The sequence below is a fragment of the Clostridium sp. Marseille-P299 genome (genome assembly GCF_900078195.1).
Lineage (GTDB): Bacteria > Bacillota > Clostridia > Lachnospirales > Lachnospiraceae > Lachnoclostridium.
In genome coordinates this window covers 1,059,234-1,075,786 of sequence record NZ_FJVE01000007.1, presented here as the reverse complement: position 1 = coordinate 1,075,786, position 16,553 = coordinate 1,059,234, and the positions used below count along the sequence as shown (strand labels likewise).

Sequence of the window (16,553 nt, the reverse complement as noted above, 5' to 3'; positions counted from 1 at the left end):
ATTCACAGATATTGGCCCATATGTAAAACATTTATATTTAGAGAAAAGTTATATAAGCAGATATCTTTCTGTTTAATACTTTTCCGAGAGTACAAAATAAGATGAATGGGTTGTAGGGTCTAATATGAGTGTTAAGTTAAATGAGTATTAAGTTAAATGAGTGTTAAGCAAAATAAGAGGTTATATAAATCAAACTGACATATTATCTATATTAAGTAGTTTAATATTTGTTTTCTTTCATTATATAATAAATGTAATTATTTTACAATATTTTAGATAATCTATGAATGACTAAAATTATGCTGTATTTTAAGCATTTTTACTAATTATAAACTAATATGTATATAAATATCGCACAATTATTTTGAAGAAAATTGTATCTCACAATAATATAGTAAATTAATACCATGCCAATAGAGATAAAAGCAGCAAGGGTAATGATGTGATCCCTTAAAGTTAGATTTATGTCTAACTTTAAGAGGTCGGCTCATCTTCCCTTGCTGCTTTTTTATTGATTAAATTTTTATTATTAATTCTTTACAATTTTTCTACTATCTAGTCAAAGATTCTCCATGCAACGATAAATCTTGAACTCCACCAAGAATTGATATCACGATATACAATTCTTCCTTGTGAAGAAGATGCATCGATAACCATACCATTACCAGCTGCAATACCAACATGGCCTTTTACTACAATAATATCTCCGGCTCTAACATCTGATAAACTAGAAATTCTCTTATATTTACCAACATTTCTCCAGCCACTTGATGTTAAGTAACTTTGTTTAATACCAACCTGATTTAAGCACCAGTAGATAAATCCAGAACAGTCAAATGCGTTTGGACCTTTTGCACCAAGTACATAAGGCGTTCCAACCTTTGATTTAGCTATACTAATCAATGCGCTAACGGATGAATTGCTAGTGCTTGAAGAGCTGCTTGAGGAACTACTGGAAGAACTACTTGAGCTTCCAGAATTACTGCTGGAGTTACTTGAGCTGTTTGAACTGCTTGAACTGCTTGAACTATTTGTGTTACTTGCGTTACTATTAGAGGAACTTGAACTTGAGGAGCTAGATGAAGAGCTACTAGCTGGAGTGGCATCACCTGATGTCAACTTGTTCATTGTCATAACGCCAACGTTACCATCTGCAGTAAGTCCATTATTTTTCTGGAATGCCTTTACTGCATCTTCAGTTACCTCACCAAAATATCCTGTCATATTACTAGAGGATATATATCCATATTTATTTAATAATTCTTGAACACGTTTAACTGCATCACTGTTATCACCTAATGATAAACCATTAGGAACTGCAGAAGAACTATTTAATACTTGTCTTGTGGATGGTCCTAAGAAACCATCAACAATAAGGTCATTTCTTGATTGAAATTGCTTAACTGCAATTAAGGTATCATTTCCATATGTACCATCTGGAGTAGTTGTTAAATAACCTAATTCTTTCAATCTATTTTGAGCTTCAAGCACAATATCTGATTTTTCTCCATAAACAATTAGGTTTGGTTTTGCTGCTTCACTATATAAAAGTTCAACTGTTTGAACACCTACTTTACCATCAGCAGATAAACCATTGTTTTCTTGCATTTTTTTAACAGCTGCTTCTGTAACATCCCCGAAATGACCAGTTACCATATCCGCAGATGTAAGGTAACCCATTTCATAAAGTCTTTGTTGAATACGTTTGATGTCATTACCATCCATACCCAACTTTGCTGCATAATGTTTCGCATCATCTGATAATAATGTTGCATATGTCTCTGGTCCAAGAATTCCATCTTGCTTTAAGTCTTGCTGACGTTGAAACATCATAACTGCTTCGGATGTAATTGTACCATAATAATCGGTTGGTTCTGCATACTCCATAAAACCAAGATCCATTAATCGTTCTTGAATAGCTATTACGCTGCTATGCTTTACACCAATTGTATAAAACATTGGAGCTGGGTCTTCTTCTACTGTAGTTTCAGCATCAGTTTCACCATCTTCTGCATCATCTACTACATCTTCACCTGCATCCTCTTGATCTTCTGTTGATAATGTAGATACTACATTTTCTTCATCTGTTGATTCATTGGTGTCTGCTGATTTATCAGTTTCAGCTTCGTTTGCATCTGCACTAGCTGTTACATCATCTGCATTCTCGTTGTTCGCCAACGCATCAACATTACTATCTGAATCATTCGCTTTATATGTAATATTATTTTCTGTATTATTAGAATCTCTTAATACATTATTTAAAGTATAATCACTAATATTGGTAGCACCTAAAACATTACTAGCCAAACTAAGTGCACTATCATTATCTTCGATCAAATCATGCTGCTGTGAAACGATTGCAGCTTTCTTACTAGCCTCTACTGTATTCTCCTTAATTAAAAAATTAGGAGCTACTACTGATGAACTTAATCCTACCACTGCACCAACTACTGCAATGCGTAATCTGTTCTTTCTTGTAAATGGTAACATGAGTACTATTCCTTTCTCGACTCCATGAAGCCTTCTATCTATTTAATTTTGTTATAGTCATTTCTCAATTGCTTATCGTAAAACTCATTGTTTTACATCGCCTTTTACAATTATACGACAAAAATGTGTCTAAATTGTGACATAAATGTTAAATTTTCAAATTAAATGTTATTTTTTTGACCCAAAAGCAAATAAACTGTAAGATTATTGTAATATCATACAAATAATTCATACAAAAAAGAGTATAAGAATCCCTTTATTTCATATTTGAAATAAAGGGATTCTTATACTCCTTCTAAAATTTATTATTAACTTATTACTTCTTTATATATGCCTCTCATTACTCTGTGTTACTTTTCAATATGTAGCATAATCATGAAACAATATATTAGAAGCTAATATTTTAAATTATAAATTTATCCAACCATTCAGCAAAACCATTTGCAATATTTTGCATATACTTAATTGTTCTTTCACTGGAAATATTTCCTTGTTCATCAAGACTATCTGTAATACTAGATAGATATGCTTCTGGCTGTTGCATTGTATAAACATTTAAAAAGGAAAGCACTTGACGCAAATGATGATTTGCACCAAACCCACCTAAATTACCAGGTGAAACACTAATGATAGCTCCGGGCTTACCTGACCATACATTTTGCCCATATGGTCTTGAAGCAATGTCCAATGCATTTTTAAGTACTGGAGGAATGGAGCGGTTATATTCTGGTGTTACAAACAAAAAACCATCCAACTCTTTTACCACTTTACGGAATGCATCCCATTCCTTTGGTGTATTCCCATCATCATCAAAATCTTGATTATAAATTTGCAAATTGCCTATCTCAATTATTTTCATTTCATACTTTTCTGGCATAAGAGAATTAAACGTTTCCGCTACCTTTTTGCTAAAGGAATCTCTTCTTAAACTGCCAACAAAAACACCAATTTTAATGCTCATTTTATTACCTCCTTTAAGTTATGTATATCATTCACTGATAACTCTATTATAAAGAGATACTTAAGTTAGGTCAAGCTTACTTAAAATGTTTCGTAGTTTAAATTCTCTTTTTCGTAAATTGCCTTCTTTGCCATTATTACATAAATCCCTATTATTCTTTATCAAATAATTTTCTAGGATTATAATTTGCGATAATAGTACTGGATAGCAATGTTGCAACTAAAACTACAACCAGATAGATTACGCTTGCATACAGCAGCGATTGAACAGAAAATGCATGTTCCAAAACTTTACTTTCCATAGCATTGTCAAGAAATTTTGAATTAGTAAATCTTAGAGCTAAATTTAGTAACTGGTTTCTATATGTATACACCACGCTACGTCCAATTAATATAGATACAATAAGGGAGCTTACTGCAATTGTTAGTATCTCTAGCACAAAATATAATACTATTTTATACTTTTCTGTTCCTAACGCAATATAGATTCCAGCCTCATAATAATGATCCCTCATCCACAAGAGAGTCATTAAAAATAAGATAAAAAGGGACGTAATATATGTAAATTCAAGTAAACTAGAAGTCGTATTCTTTAAAGTAAGTATAACTTTTCCATAATAGCTTAGAGTACTCTCAAGGCAATTAATTACTCCGTACCCTTCAGGCAAAACAATTTCTTCGATTTTTTTATACGTTGGTAATATATTGTCGTACTCATTAACATAAAATATCAAGGATGTTATAGACGAATTTCTGTCAGATACTTTGAAATATGAATCATAGTCACAAAAAATATAACTATTTGCGGATACCGTATAATGTGTACCCAAATCATTACTCACCTTTGAATTCGGTGCTTCTAATGTTTTATATATGCCAATTATATTAAAATCAACTACTTTATCATATACTTTGCTGTATAGTTTTATACTTTTTCCAATACTGAGTTCATTCTTTTTTGCAAGCTTTTCATCAATAAGGACACCTTTATTTTTAGAATCAGGATAAGTTCCCTCAATAAGTATCATCTCATTATTTCGAAAGCTTCCATATAATGACGTATTAATATTGGCATATAATATAACATCTACTGCCTCTTCATTTCCTTCTTGGTCATTCCCATCATACGGAATATTTATAAAATCAACTGGCCTAAAATAATCATACAAATTACTATTATTATTGCAGCCTATTATATAATCTAATGCTAAAATCTCATCACTTATTTCATTTGGTATAGACTCCTGATTATTATTCTCAATGGCGATACTATACCCCTCTATTTTAATATATTCCTGATACGCAGTTTTTACTATGTCGTGTAAAAATACTCCCACCAAGGATGCTAATGACAATACTAATATCATAAATGCTATAGTCACCGCTCTAAATGGCCTTCTTATAATCTCCATAAATATCCGCTTATATAATCCCATCCTAATCCTCCAGAGAGTAACATATATCACATTGTTCTTTCAAACGTTCTGAATGAGTAACTGCTATCACACATTTTCCCTGCTCTTTTACTAATTTTTTAAAAATGTCGATTATATTTTGCGTATTATCTTTATCAAGATTCCCCGTCGGTTCATCTGCAAGTATATATTTTGCATCGGTTGAAAGTGCCCTAGCAATTGCTACTCTTTGCTGTTGTCCACCCGATAATTTTGTTACTCGTCTATTCATCTCCTGTGTATCTAGCCCCAAGGAAGTAAGCAATTCAACTGCTTTTTCTTTTGCTAACTTATTATTTTTTATTTTACCTGTAATATCAATTGCTAACATGACATTTTCAATCGCTGACATATAATTAAAAAGATGGAAATCTTGAAATACATAGGAGACGTAATTTTTTCTGAGGTTATTATATCCAATTTCCTTTATATCCTTGCCATCCAAGGATATCGTCCCTTTTAATGGGCTTTCCAATCCTCCAAGCAATGACAAACAAGTAGTCTTACCACTTCCGGAGGCACCATACACTGAATAAAATAAACCTGCTTTAAAATCAATGCTTACATTATTAAGAACAAGAATATCAACTTTATTTTTATTTCTGTAACCATAACTTACATTTTTCATTGAAAGCATTTTCTTTCCTCCTACTTTTTATTTAATAAAAAATGAGGTTTTGTAACCATAATACTATAAATTGGTATCACCATAGATAACAATAAAAAAGCCACACCAATCATAAGAATCTTTATATAATTCCACAGACTAATCATTTCATTAATATTAATTTCCATTGAAAATCCTTGCCCTAACTGGGGTGTTTTATAAGGTGTTAATAAAGAAGCAGATACGTAATTTTTAGAAATAACTAGTTTCGCGCTATCATCTAAACTATAAACCACCTGTTCAGCTGTAAAATGAAATATAATACCAGATATGAAAAATGCTATCACTATAATTACTAACATTGATAAAAAGTACTGTAAAATAACCCTTGCCTTTTTACCCCCAAGGGCTAGGAATATACCACATTCCTGCTGATATTGACTAGCATAAAAGGTTAGTAGAAGTAACATGATAATACCACCAATTATAGTTACATAACCTAAAATCGTAAGTGAATAATTTTTCATTAAAACAACTACACCTCGTTCATTATTTAAATATCCATTAGCAGTATTATATATTTCAGCATCCTTACCTAATAAATTACGTAAGTCTACCCCAACTTTCTCTATTGATTCATATTTATCTACATAAACTTCACATCCTTTTGGAGCATAGGATTCAAAGCCAATTGTCTCTGAAGCATATTCATAATCAATATAAGCAACATTATATGGACTGTATTTAAAGACACCTTCTCCATAGGGATTATATTCTGTTATTTCAAATTCGGAATCTACCTTAAATATTCCACACACATTATATGTACACTCTTTATCACTACCCTGCAATGCATATGTAATTTCATCTCCCAAGGAAAGATTATTTTGCTCTGCAAATCTACTTTCAATTATAACTCCCTTATTCTTTGAATCTGGATAAGTACCTGCGATCAGTGAAACTGATTTTTCCCACCTGAACCACGAATATAATTTTGTATCCATTAATGCCACTAAAATTACTGAATTTTTACTCCAATCAACTTTTTCAGTTTCTACTCCTGGATTGATTCCGGTGTATTCTTTTACATTATCCATTCCTACTGGTTCAGCTAAAATTCCTTTCCAATTATTAACTCCAACTACATGTTCGATAGAAGTAATCTGTTTATATATATCTGGAGTAAGATTCAAATTTTCCCCTTCTATAATAAAATCCGAACCGTGATAAATAAATGCATCTTCTTCTCCATTTTTAGCTATTGAATATACACATATACCAATTAATTCACCCAAAAATATGATGATTAAAATCATGCATAAAATTATATTCTTAGTGGGTTTACGCATAATATTTATCAAAACACATTTAAACATACTCATTTATTAATTCTCCCATATTCAATAGAACATTCTCAATTAGCTTCAACTTAAAATTACTGTTTTAAATGATTTGGTGATAATGGTAACACTCAGAGTCTTCATTTTTTAAATTTATTTATCCTCCATATACATTGATTCTAAAATCGATTTCATTTCATCAAAAGAAACATCTCCTTGAACATCACACTCATTCATTCCGATTGTCCAAGTGACCATTGTTTTATCAACGTTAGAAAAGATATAATGGTCAATACCATTGTATGAGAAAATAAATGGTGTCCCCTCACTCTTTTCAAAGGACCTTGTTTGCCCACTGGGTATTTCAGAATATTTTATGACAGTAACCGTTATTGATTTTTCTTCATTTTTATAAATTGATGCTATAATGTCATATTCTGAAGTGTCACTCACTTGTACACCCACAAACTGATAATTACTTGGAAGCCAAGTCGGCTCTTTTACTTCACTAATTCCATATACATCCAATGCATCTTGAAATGACTCATAAGTACTTGACTCTATTTTCTCAGGCAGAACACTTAAGTGGGTAATCTCTTCATTCTCCATTGAAACAAATGTCTTATGAAATACATTATCCGTAAAACCAGCTATTGTCTGTAGAATATTAAAATTGAATGCATATGCAGAAATAGTATTACCCATTAATAACAACAGAATAACTGCGGCTACAGCTGCAAATCGTCTAAATTTAACCCTATGTAGAACTTCACTGTAATTCCACCCTAAATATTCTTGCTTAGTAGTCGTTACATTCCTTCTCTTCACTACATCATCAAGTCGGATAGGCAACTTATCTCCATGGTTGATAAGTAACCTTGCCCAAAATGCAATTCGTTCTGTTTCACGTTGATCGTCAGTCTTGTTTTCTTTTTTTATTATCACCTCTGTAATTTTAAGAATTAAATCGCTATTTAAAACATCGTCCAATGGTAATATATTTTCATCAGCTAGCATTTCACGAAGTTCTTCAACAGTTTTCTTCTCAAGTTCGGTGACAGATATCTGACTAGACATTAAAAAGCCTCCTTCTACATGATATATCCCTTTTTTACTTAAAAATCTTGCATTAAAAAATTATTTAATTTTCATTGATTTTTAAAAAATTAATAATCTTATTTTTTATACGAAATACCTTAGAATCTATCGTTCCTGGCCTTACCACCATTAATTCAGCAATCTCGTGATGCTTATATCCCTGTTCCTTTAGCCTAATAATACGAACTTCATCCGGTGATAATATAGATGTAAATGTGATTTCGTTTTCTAAATCAGGAATATATGTTTCTGCCTTTACATCAGTCATTAAAGCGTCCATAACTCTTTTTTCGCTTGCTAGTTCATCATAGAATTTATGTATGTGATTCTTTAGCGCGTTCATTAGCCAGCCTCCTGGGTTTAATGAATTCATAACACTATCAATATTCTCCCAGGCTGTACAGCATGCATCTTGAACTAAATCATATGCTTTTGAAGTATCCGTTACTCTCATACGAGCATATACAAGTAATTTATCATATGTTGAATCAATAAGCTCTGCATAAAATTTTTTCTTCTCATTTGAGCCTAACATCATCCCTTTTATTCCTCCTTATTATTTACCTCCGTGACAATCATAATTTTTATTTCATGATAAATAAAACATTATATTTTAGCTTAGAAAATATTTAGCCACTCCCCTCTAGTTTTAGTTTTAGATTAATCCATTATAACATCGAGCATTCCAATTTTCACCTAATTATTTACAATAAATACTTAATTATTGTTTTTATTTACAATTAAAACTTAAGAAGTTGACTTGAAATCATTATCTTTATTATTTCTATACAAAAAAAAGCCCTCTTTTACAATAATTGCAAAGAGGACAGGGAAAGTTATTCCTAATAAAAACTCAATATATGACTTGGATAGTACCAATAAAAAAGATGGCATAAAAGCATTGAATTCGTTTTCTCTTCATTTAACACCTGCGTTTATGGATTGCTAGGGCCAAATGGTGCAGGAAAAACTTTAATACATGTTTAATGTAACCCCCTTCTATTTGGCAAGAGACCTAATGGAAGGAGTCCTTCTTAATATTCCGGTCAAAAGCAATAAGCTTCTCTTTTCTTTTTTCACAATTCCCATCTTTAATCGCTTCTACTACTTCTTCCCAAAGATGCCTTAACGTTACATCATCCCCTATTATATCTAATCTTTTTACACACTTTCGCATAATTGCTTTCGACCAAAAAAGAAGCTCACTATCATTTTCACTCAGAATAATGGTTCTCGATATTTGATATAGCATTGGGATTTCATTTATCTTCAAATCCGGTACTAACTCGCTCAAGTTTTTTAATGCTTCTTCTCTATACTGGCATTTATCTTCGCAACAATACTCTAGTATGTCTTCTAGATACTTTCTCTTCTTTGTATGAATATATAGATATTTGGCTAGATTAGGGGTATCCATAGTATGTTTTTGTAATGCCTCATATTGCTCTGCTACAATTGAAATACCATCAAACGTAGTTAAATGTTGCATAAACTTTAAAACACTTATATCTTGTTGTTTTAATAAAGAAACTAGGTGGGTTTCAACCTCTGTTCGCTCCTCAGGGTATATTGATTGTAACAAATCGTCCCGATACCCTTCCCTTTTGAGTGCATAGTCGATTGAATCTTTTTGTTTCATAAATAATTGAAATGCTTCGCTATGTTCCATTTCATGCTCCTTTATTCTTTACATTTTTATTTACGTTACCACACAGCAATAAAGGTTGTGAAAATTCCTCTAGCTCCTCAGCTTTAATTATATGATAATCCTCTCTAATAGCATAAAAGCGAAGAGTAATTGATGATTCAACATCTTCATCTCCAACATCAACACTTAATAAAATATCAAATAGCATATTATTATAATCATTATGCATTTGTCTTTCTAATTGATTTAGTACTAATAAAGCTTCATACATTAACTCATTTATTTCACGGGAAGACGATATGTATATTTCATTACCATCCCATTCTAGTTCCGTTAATTCAATTCCTCTGGCCACTATTCTTTTATTGGGTAAACAAAAACCTTCTTTTAAACGATAATATTCTTCTCCATTTTCGCTCTTTCTTTTTTCTATTACCTTATTATTACAACTTGTACACTGCGACAAATTAATATTCTCTAGTAATTTTTTCATTTCTAAATTATAAACCATACATCCCTCCATTCTATATCTATCTCCTGATATAATCTTACCCCCTATTACTTTACTTAAAATGTGACCTACACATAAGTTACACAATAATAATCTATTTACATTAACCCTTGGAGGCCTGCTTCCTAACAAAAATTAAACCAATGATATTTCGGATTGTCTTTAAATATCCTGATCACAAATATGTTTTACAGTAATTTCTGGAGGGAAAGTAGTTGCGATATCTACAATATCATCAATCACTTGTAAGTAAAAAGCTTACTTCAATTTGTGATACCTCTTCCATATTTATTCCTTTCAATTTTTATATTTATCAAGTCTTCTTAATACCTATAATGTGATTTATTAATCACCCTCTATAATATAGCATACGTTAAATAGTATTTCTTTCTTATCCAGCATACTTATAAATTTTTTAAACTTAATAACACCAACTATTATTTCATCATCACCACCCTGATATCTCGATTGGAACATTATTGTTCTATTTGGTGAACTTACAAGTAAAAATTCAACTATTTTAATAAAATCATCATAAACCTCAGCTCTTATAATTAGTGGTGTTAAATTATCTTCATTATGATTTAAAATCCAACCTGGTGGTAATTTTTTTGAAATTATCGAATCAAAATCAGAATCACATAAAGAAAATGAACTATAAAATTCCTCATTTACTTCCTTAACCAAAGTATATAAAATCCCCGTAGTTTGCGAAAAGAAAGGCCAAATATCTGCATATCTACTCACTTCAGGATTAGTTACTTCATTTCGTAAAATAATTTCAGAAGTAAACGGAAGCTGAACTTCTTTCTTTTGATTTATCGATACTATATTTATTTCATATGACATTACTAACTCCAATCCGTTTTACATTTACCGTTTTCCATTTACTTTTTAGATTTCATTAATAACATTTCCGTTTTTCACTTGATGTATTTCCGTGCTATTCCTCATTACAATACAAAATTCCTGGCTTTTGTATTGAATTAAACTCTTGTATGAGTCTTTTCATGTCCAATAAATTTTTCACACTATAATTACATTTTTTTAAGTTAATAACCAAAACTTCCAATAACTTTTTCCATTCTTCCATAAACGAAGTCTTATCTACCCTAATACTATTAGATTCATTTAGTAAATCTTCTGTATGTCCTAAAACCATATTCCAATTTGTATTAATTAATAACTTATTTTCTTCCCATTGTAACTCCCATTTTGATGAAAAAGTATTGGATGCCCAGTTGATACTCATATTGCCTTGTTTTTTCGCCCTTAAATTATTCAACATTATTAAGATATCTTCAATCATTACACTTATATCATACTTGTAATTTAAAGGAATATAAATTGTATTCCACACAAGAAGTGCTTCTTCTGTCATCATTGGAAATATTGTTTCTATTGCTTCTGATATTTTCTCATCTTCACTACAAAAACAACCATTATTACGTGGGTTACTTGCTTGAATTCTAAACTCCATTTTTTGCTCCCTTACTATATACCTCTAACCATATTTTCCTTAAGCAGAACCTTAATCATATTTATTGTAAATTCTATTTTCTCTTATTCCATTCAGCAATTGTAGTTTTTGCATTAAATCCCACACCTTCTGGTTTTCCCTTACATTTTTTTAGAGTTTTTATACCTATGGTAGAATCAAAAGGTAAAAAATGATAAGCGACACTACACCGTACAAAATTACTATCGTGCTTTAAAAGTTCTTTCAAAGCATTCTTTCCTTCAACCCCATATTTACATATATCAATAAAATAATTTGTATACACTTTATAATAAGTATTAGCTTTTTTATAGTCTCCTGCCCAACTCTCTTTCCCATGAATCATCACAGCTTCAACATATTTCTGAATTAACTTGTCGAGCTTATCCATTCTTGACCTCCTCACTTCATGAATATAATCGTTGCTCCTAATTCCTTAGCATACACCTCACGGTGGGCCCCCTACTATATGATCCCAATAAAAAGACACATACAAGCTTTCATTCGGATGATATCGCTATGCATAGAAAAAAATATCACCAAACTTTAGTTACAATGTAACAGTAGTATCACTCAATACATCTTTTCTAACACCATGATTTTGCAGCATCTTTTCATAATGATTTTTCTTATTGGATACACTACTGCCTTTCCTATTGATCTATACTTATTCAACCATATATGGAGACCTAATATTTTCAATGAAAAGTCCACTGTTTTCTATACTGCTTCTACATTTAACTAATGATTTTCTAGATCCAATATACATATAATAGTCATATCCAAAATGTACAAAAAAGTTAGTATTATTTAATTTGCCCCACAACTTTTCTCTTAGCACCAATTTCATAAATATGATAATCTGATTAGTCGCTAATTCTATACCATCTTCCATAGAATTGAAAGTTTCTTCCATGTTTTTATCTACATAATCATAATCCTTAATATCATTCTCTCTCTCTAAATTTTCTATTTTTAGTGATGTTATATTTAATTCATCAAGTATAGTTAATATAGCTTCTATATAAGTATTTTCTACTTCTAAATATGCCTCGAAAGTTAATTCTATCTTATTAAAAACATTACCTATATCACAAATTGAGGTCCATTCATCATTTTCAAATCTCCCAAATGAATCACGATATTTAGGATCATACTTTGATATTCTCCAACAATACATTATAATCTCCTATTCTTTTTAATATATTATCAAAGGTTCCACTACTAAGACGTGCTAGAGACTAGCCTTCCCTACCAATAGCATGCATCTCCCACTTAACATCCATTTTATCCTTCCACCCTTTTCTTTTATAAGTATATATGTTTGTAAGGACATATAATAAATTATCGTCTGCTAAAGCGGCTGATATAATAAATCCTTTCATTTCATAAGTCCATAGCTTTTCACCTTTCACAGAAAATGCTTCAATCCATGAATCATATTGAGGATATTCTTGCATAAAGCTTTGCTGAAAAAGTCTCCCATTGCTTCCTACAATTGGCGCCTTTAGAGTAGCACCTGCTATCTCATTCTTCCATAATTCCTTTCCATTACTATCTAATGCCACTAGCCAATAAGGTGTCGTATTAAGATAAAGATTTCCTTCATTATCTATTGCAGGTGTATTTATTACGCTCCCTTCACTAGGTTTATATTTCCAGTTAATGCTTCCGTCAGAATTAATTGAATATAAAATACCTCCTTGGCATAAATAGATTGTCCCATCATTTCTTAAATTTAGTGTCTCAGATGATGGTTCATGTGTCATTGGTAATTGCCATAATTTATTGCCCTCTTTATTAAAAGCAGTTAATGTTTTACTAATATTTAATCCTATATAAATAATCCCTTCTTGTGAAATAATAGGATCACTCCAATTAACGTCTGTAAGCTCATATTTCCAATTTAAAGTTCCTTTGTTTGAAATACTAAATATAGTGCCATTACCAGCCAAAAAAGTGAATAAATATATATTTCCTTCAGCGTCCAAAACAGGATTTGAATTTGCCATATGGTTAATATCATATTCCCACATTAGATTACCATCTGAATTTAAACAGAACAATTTATGTCCTATAGAATCAGAATGTCCATCTGTGGAAAGGTATATCAGTCCATTCTTACCAATAATGGGTGATTTTAGAGTTCTTTTATAATGAAATATTTCCTTTATTTCACCTTTATAACTTATCTTTAGTAATCTTCCTGTTCTAATATCACCATCCAAATTATTATCATTTTCAACAACTAGAACTTCATTGTTTTTATTAATTACAAATGATGCTCCCTCACACATTTCACCCAAATACCCATTGTTCAAGCCAGTCTTCCATAATAAAGACGGTGTATCAGGTATACAAAATCGTGAATTTCTAGTCCAGCATGTGTTAATTGGATATTTTGCCTCCAAATCATAGTTTCCTTGTTCAAAACCACCCAGACCCTCGTTTGCACTAAACAGAGTGACTTCTTTTTTCATATTGTACCTCCAACTAAATAATACCGAGTTATGAAATAAACAATTCGTTTTAAAATACTATGCTTACATTCTATCTTGTTCTCTAATATTATTATATGCCTTATATAGGCTTGGATCTGCCGCAAACCAAGTATATAAATCTTGTTCTTCAATATCACTCATTGTCATCCATGCAATACCAAATATTATTTCTTTAATTTGTGTTTTTGACAAAATAGAAATCCTTAGCCCTTCCTCTTGATAACCACAAACAATACCCGGCAACTCATCTTCAACCCCAATGCTTACTTTTCTATCATCAGAATAAAAACTAAGCATCGCCACTCTCTCTCCAGACTCTACACATTTTTCAAGCATATTTTTTCCATTTTGTATTAATACACACTCAACAATAATCTTTTTATATTTTTCTTTACAATATTCACTAGTGTTAACAATTATTTTATAACGCTTATCAACCTTAAAATTTACTTCTTCATTAGACAGTTCTATTGATTGATAATCAATACTTTGTCCATTGATCATTATCTTAACTTGCCCAAATATAGTGTTTATCATAATAGCCCTCCACTTTTTAATTATCTCTGAAACTGCCTATCAGGCTTTCCGCTCGTTTAAACTCATATAATTAAAATTGTTCCACTTTGATTGCGGGCTATATGCAGTAAAAAAGGGCTCTTCAGAATTTATCGGAGTAAAACTCCGTTTTCATAACCATATTTTGCTACATTAAAAAAGGCCACAACAGCTGAAACTGCGTAGCCTAATAATTAAACACTATTCTTCTTTTTCAACAAAAACAAAATGCTCGCTTTAATTTCCACAAAGTTATCGCTCAACAGACAATTCATCATAACAGTCCAAAAGATAATCATCAGTCGCTTCAATATCTCTCCAACTATATACAATATCGTGCAATGGTAAGCACGTATTAGTTCTATTATTACTATTAAGTATAATAATGCAAATGTTTAATTTTTCATCCCACTTCCACTCACCGTTAAACTCGTTAATAAGGGAATTGCCATAGTATGCAGCCATCTCTAAAAGTAATCCTTGCATTTCTTCATATTCTTCATCTTGCTTTTCTTTCATTAGTTGTAGTATTTGATGTATACCATCCTTTGTATTATCAATTGAAACTTTATACTTTTCAATAAAACGATTACATAAACTATCATGATTTACAAAAAGCTTAGTTTGCATTTCCAAGGTCAAATCAATTCTTGACTCCCTTGTTGGTATGCTAAGTTCATCTAATGCATCTAGTCCATAATCAATGATTATTTGTGCAAAATCATTTAAAATATGAATAAATGAGTCTTCATCTGCATAGTCCCAAAAATATATAGTTCCATATTTCTTCTCCCATTTAGGATAAAAATCTCTTATTTCCATAATTCTAAAAACGTCTACTGACGTAAAGATTTCTAATCGTATTGACTTTGAAAAATTGCTTTCAAAAACACTAACGAACTGCTCTACATCATGGCATTTACGACTAAAAATCCATGTATTAGGCTCTGATCTATAGTATTTAAATCCATACTTCTTTAATCTATTACCAATTGTTCTTTTTATTAAAGCTATTTTTTTCACTTTACTCCCCACTAGCTGTTATCTTTCATTTATTTATATGACGCTATATTTTGTTACAATAAAGCTTTACGGCTTCTCAACGCAAACTCGTAATCGTCACTTTTTAACTAGCACTTCTAAACTATAAGGCATATTAGTTACTCCGTTTTTTATTAAATATTTTGTGTAATATTATCTTACACTCATTAATTATTATCAGAAATAGTCGTAACTACTATATCGGGTAAATCAATCTCCCACTCCTTATTCCAGTCTCTATAGTGTGTATGACATTCACTATCAGTTTTTAAATAGGACTCATGCCGTTCTTTAACTATTTCTAAAAAAGTTATCAATTCTTGTATCTCTTCCAAATTACAATTAAATATGACTTCCTTTAATTGTATCGTTTCCCCATCATCTTCTCTACTACCATATACTCTCATTTCTAATCCACCTTACATCCATGTTCTTTAGGACACTTTTTAGTATTTTGGATGGATCTGGTTCTCCACCTTTTTAGTCAAACTGAAGCTATCACTATTGCTTCTTTATATTCGTCAATATCTTCACTTAACCATCTCTTTTCATTATGACGCAAACAATGGAAACGGATTTCTGTTTCATTGGCTGTTACACTATTCTTCTCATTATTTCTATAATACCTAATTTTACCATCCATTTCAACACTTACTTGTTCGTTACCAAAGATAAATTCCGAGTTACAATATATTCATTATGCCAAATCAATTTTTACATTTTTCCTACCCAATCTATTATCTCAGATACTTTGTTCTTGAGTTTATTACTATTAGTTATTTAATCATCTGCTTTACCAAATCAACTTGTCTGGAACTTACATATTCTAAAAAGAAAGAGCTCAAAGGCT

General features: G+C 31.0%; 18 protein-coding genes. All 18 read right to left on the bottom strand.

Annotation, left to right across the window (positions count from 1 at the left end):
• Positions 1-555: 555 nt before the first annotated feature.
• The 18 genes from BN4220_RS12705 to BN4220_RS20115 all read right to left on the bottom strand — a co-directional run bounded on the left by BN4220_RS12705 (position 556) and on the right by BN4220_RS20115 (position 16,346).
• Positions 556-2,490, bottom strand: coding sequence for a peptidoglycan-binding protein (locus BN4220_RS12705; RefSeq protein ID WP_066716871.1), 1,935 nt, complete (start codon positions 2,488-2,490; stop codon positions 556-558).
• Positions 2,491-2,893: 403 nt separating this feature from the next.
• Complete coding sequence (locus BN4220_RS12700) at positions 2,894-3,451, bottom strand: NADPH-dependent FMN reductase (protein WP_066716868.1); 558 nt, start codon at positions 3,449-3,451, stop codon at positions 2,894-2,896.
• Between the two features lie 151 nt (positions 3,452-3,602).
• Positions 3,603-4,886 (bottom strand): ABC transporter permease, encoded by a 1,284-nt coding sequence (locus tag BN4220_RS12695; RefSeq protein WP_066716865.1) that lies wholly within the window; start codon positions 4,884-4,886, stop codon positions 3,603-3,605.
• A gap of 1 nt (position 4,887) precedes the next feature.
• Positions 4,888-5,541: an ABC transporter ATP-binding protein gene (locus BN4220_RS12690; protein WP_066716862.1), complete on the bottom strand. Its 654-nt coding sequence runs from the start codon at positions 5,539-5,541 to the stop codon at positions 4,888-4,890.
• Positions 5,542-5,552: 11 nt separating this feature from the next.
• Positions 5,553-6,893 carry an ABC transporter permease gene (locus BN4220_RS12685; RefSeq protein WP_066716859.1) on the bottom strand — a complete coding sequence of 447 codons (1,341 nt, stop codon included), beginning with the start codon at positions 6,891-6,893 and terminating at the stop codon, positions 5,553-5,555.
• A gap of 111 nt (positions 6,894-7,004) precedes the next feature.
• Positions 7,005-7,928, bottom strand: a complete 924-nt coding sequence (locus BN4220_RS12680; RefSeq protein ID WP_066716856.1) for a DUF4367 domain-containing protein — start codon at positions 7,926-7,928, stop codon at positions 7,005-7,007.
• A gap of 64 nt (positions 7,929-7,992) precedes the next feature.
• On the bottom strand, positions 7,993-8,487 hold the full coding sequence (locus tag BN4220_RS12675) for an RNA polymerase sigma factor (protein WP_066716850.1): 495 nt from the start codon (positions 8,485-8,487) through the stop codon (positions 7,993-7,995).
• 477 nt (positions 8,488-8,964) lie between these two features.
• Positions 8,965-9,618, bottom strand: a complete 654-nt coding sequence (locus BN4220_RS12670; RefSeq protein WP_066716847.1) for a hypothetical protein — start codon at positions 9,616-9,618, stop codon at positions 8,965-8,967.
• A 1-nt stretch (position 9,619) separates the two neighbouring features.
• Positions 9,620-10,108 carry a hypothetical protein gene (locus tag BN4220_RS12665; protein ID WP_066716844.1) on the bottom strand — a complete coding sequence of 163 codons (489 nt, stop codon included), beginning with the start codon at positions 10,106-10,108 and terminating at the stop codon, positions 9,620-9,622.
• A 345-nt stretch (positions 10,109-10,453) separates the two neighbouring features.
• Positions 10,454-10,957, bottom strand: a complete 504-nt coding sequence (locus tag BN4220_RS12660) for a hypothetical protein (protein ID WP_066716840.1) — start codon at positions 10,955-10,957, stop codon at positions 10,454-10,456.
• Between the two features lie 94 nt (positions 10,958-11,051).
• The gene (locus BN4220_RS12655; protein WP_066716832.1) at positions 11,052-11,588 is read right to left on the bottom strand and encodes a hypothetical protein; all 537 of its coding nucleotides are present in this window, start codon (positions 11,586-11,588) and stop codon (positions 11,052-11,054) included.
• A 73-nt stretch (positions 11,589-11,661) separates the two neighbouring features.
• A complete protein-coding gene (locus tag BN4220_RS12650) occupies positions 11,662-11,997 on the bottom strand; it encodes a hypothetical protein (RefSeq protein ID WP_066716826.1) in 336 nt (111 codons plus the stop codon).
• A gap of 276 nt (positions 11,998-12,273) precedes the next feature.
• Entirely contained in the window at positions 12,274-12,786 is a 513-nt protein-coding gene (locus BN4220_RS12645) for a hypothetical protein (protein WP_066716824.1), read from the bottom strand.
• A 61-nt stretch (positions 12,787-12,847) separates the two neighbouring features.
• Complete coding sequence (locus BN4220_RS12640) at positions 12,848-14,086, bottom strand: outer membrane protein assembly factor BamB family protein (RefSeq protein ID WP_066716822.1); 1,239 nt, start codon at positions 14,084-14,086, stop codon at positions 12,848-12,850.
• A 63-nt stretch (positions 14,087-14,149) separates the two neighbouring features.
• On the bottom strand, positions 14,150-14,644 hold the full coding sequence (locus tag BN4220_RS12635; RefSeq protein WP_066716820.1) for a hypothetical protein: 495 nt from the start codon (positions 14,642-14,644) through the stop codon (positions 14,150-14,152).
• Positions 14,645-14,914: 270 nt separating this feature from the next.
• A complete protein-coding gene (locus tag BN4220_RS12630; protein WP_066716818.1) occupies positions 14,915-15,685 on the bottom strand; it encodes a hypothetical protein in 771 nt (256 codons plus the stop codon).
• A 185-nt stretch (positions 15,686-15,870) separates the two neighbouring features.
• Entirely contained in the window at positions 15,871-16,110 is a 240-nt protein-coding gene (locus BN4220_RS12625; RefSeq protein ID WP_066716816.1) for a hypothetical protein, read from the bottom strand.
• 77 nt (positions 16,111-16,187) lie between these two features.
• On the bottom strand, positions 16,188-16,346 hold the full coding sequence (locus tag BN4220_RS20115) for a hypothetical protein (protein WP_156476420.1): 159 nt from the start codon (positions 16,344-16,346) through the stop codon (positions 16,188-16,190).
• Positions 16,347-16,553 lie beyond the last annotated feature (207 nt).

Excerpts from the sequence above, each read along its gene's own strand:
- BN4220_RS12705 (WP_066716871.1), bottom strand. The coding sequence starts at position 2,490 with ATGTTACCATTTACAAGAAAGAACAGATTACGCATTGCAGTAGTTGGT.
- BN4220_RS12700 (WP_066716868.1), bottom strand. The coding sequence starts at position 3,451 with ATGAGCATTAAAATTGGTGTTTTTGTTGGCAGTTTAAGAAGAGATTCC.
- BN4220_RS12695 (WP_066716865.1), bottom strand. The coding sequence starts at position 4,886 with ATGGGATTATATAAGCGGATATTTATGGAGATTATAAGAAGGCCATTT.
- BN4220_RS12690 (WP_066716862.1), bottom strand. The coding sequence starts at position 5,541 with ATGCTTTCAATGAAAAATGTAAGTTATGGTTACAGAAATAAAAATAAA.
- BN4220_RS12685 (WP_066716859.1), bottom strand. The coding sequence starts at position 6,893 with ATGAGTATGTTTAAATGTGTTTTGATAAATATTATGCGTAAACCCACT.
- BN4220_RS12680 (WP_066716856.1), bottom strand. The coding sequence starts at position 7,928 with ATGTCTAGTCAGATATCTGTCACCGAACTTGAGAAGAAAACTGTTGAA.
- BN4220_RS12675 (WP_066716850.1), bottom strand. The coding sequence starts at position 8,487 with ATGATGTTAGGCTCAAATGAGAAGAAAAAATTTTATGCAGAGCTTATT.
- BN4220_RS12670 (WP_066716847.1), bottom strand. The coding sequence starts at position 9,618 with ATGGAACATAGCGAAGCATTTCAATTATTTATGAAACAAAAAGATTCA.
- BN4220_RS12665 (WP_066716844.1), bottom strand. The coding sequence starts at position 10,108 with ATGGTTTATAATTTAGAAATGAAAAAATTACTAGAGAATATTAATTTG.
- BN4220_RS12660 (WP_066716840.1), bottom strand. The coding sequence starts at position 10,957 with ATGTCATATGAAATAAATATAGTATCGATAAATCAAAAGAAAGAAGTT.
- BN4220_RS12655 (WP_066716832.1), bottom strand. The coding sequence starts at position 11,588 with ATGGAGTTTAGAATTCAAGCAAGTAACCCACGTAATAATGGTTGTTTT.
- BN4220_RS12650 (WP_066716826.1), bottom strand. The coding sequence starts at position 11,997 with ATGGATAAGCTCGACAAGTTAATTCAGAAATATGTTGAAGCTGTGATG.
- BN4220_RS12645 (WP_066716824.1), bottom strand. The coding sequence starts at position 12,786 with ATGTATTGTTGGAGAATATCAAAGTATGATCCTAAATATCGTGATTCA.
- BN4220_RS12640 (WP_066716822.1), bottom strand. The coding sequence starts at position 14,086 with ATGAAAAAAGAAGTCACTCTGTTTAGTGCAAACGAGGGTCTGGGTGGT.
- BN4220_RS12635 (WP_066716820.1), bottom strand. The coding sequence starts at position 14,644 with ATGATAAACACTATATTTGGGCAAGTTAAGATAATGATCAATGGACAA.
- BN4220_RS12625 (WP_066716816.1), bottom strand. The coding sequence starts at position 16,110 with ATGAGAGTATATGGTAGTAGAGAAGATGATGGGGAAACGATACAATTA.
- BN4220_RS20115 (WP_156476420.1), bottom strand. The coding sequence starts at position 16,346 with ATGGATGGTAAAATTAGGTATTATAGAAATAATGAGAAGAATAGTGTA.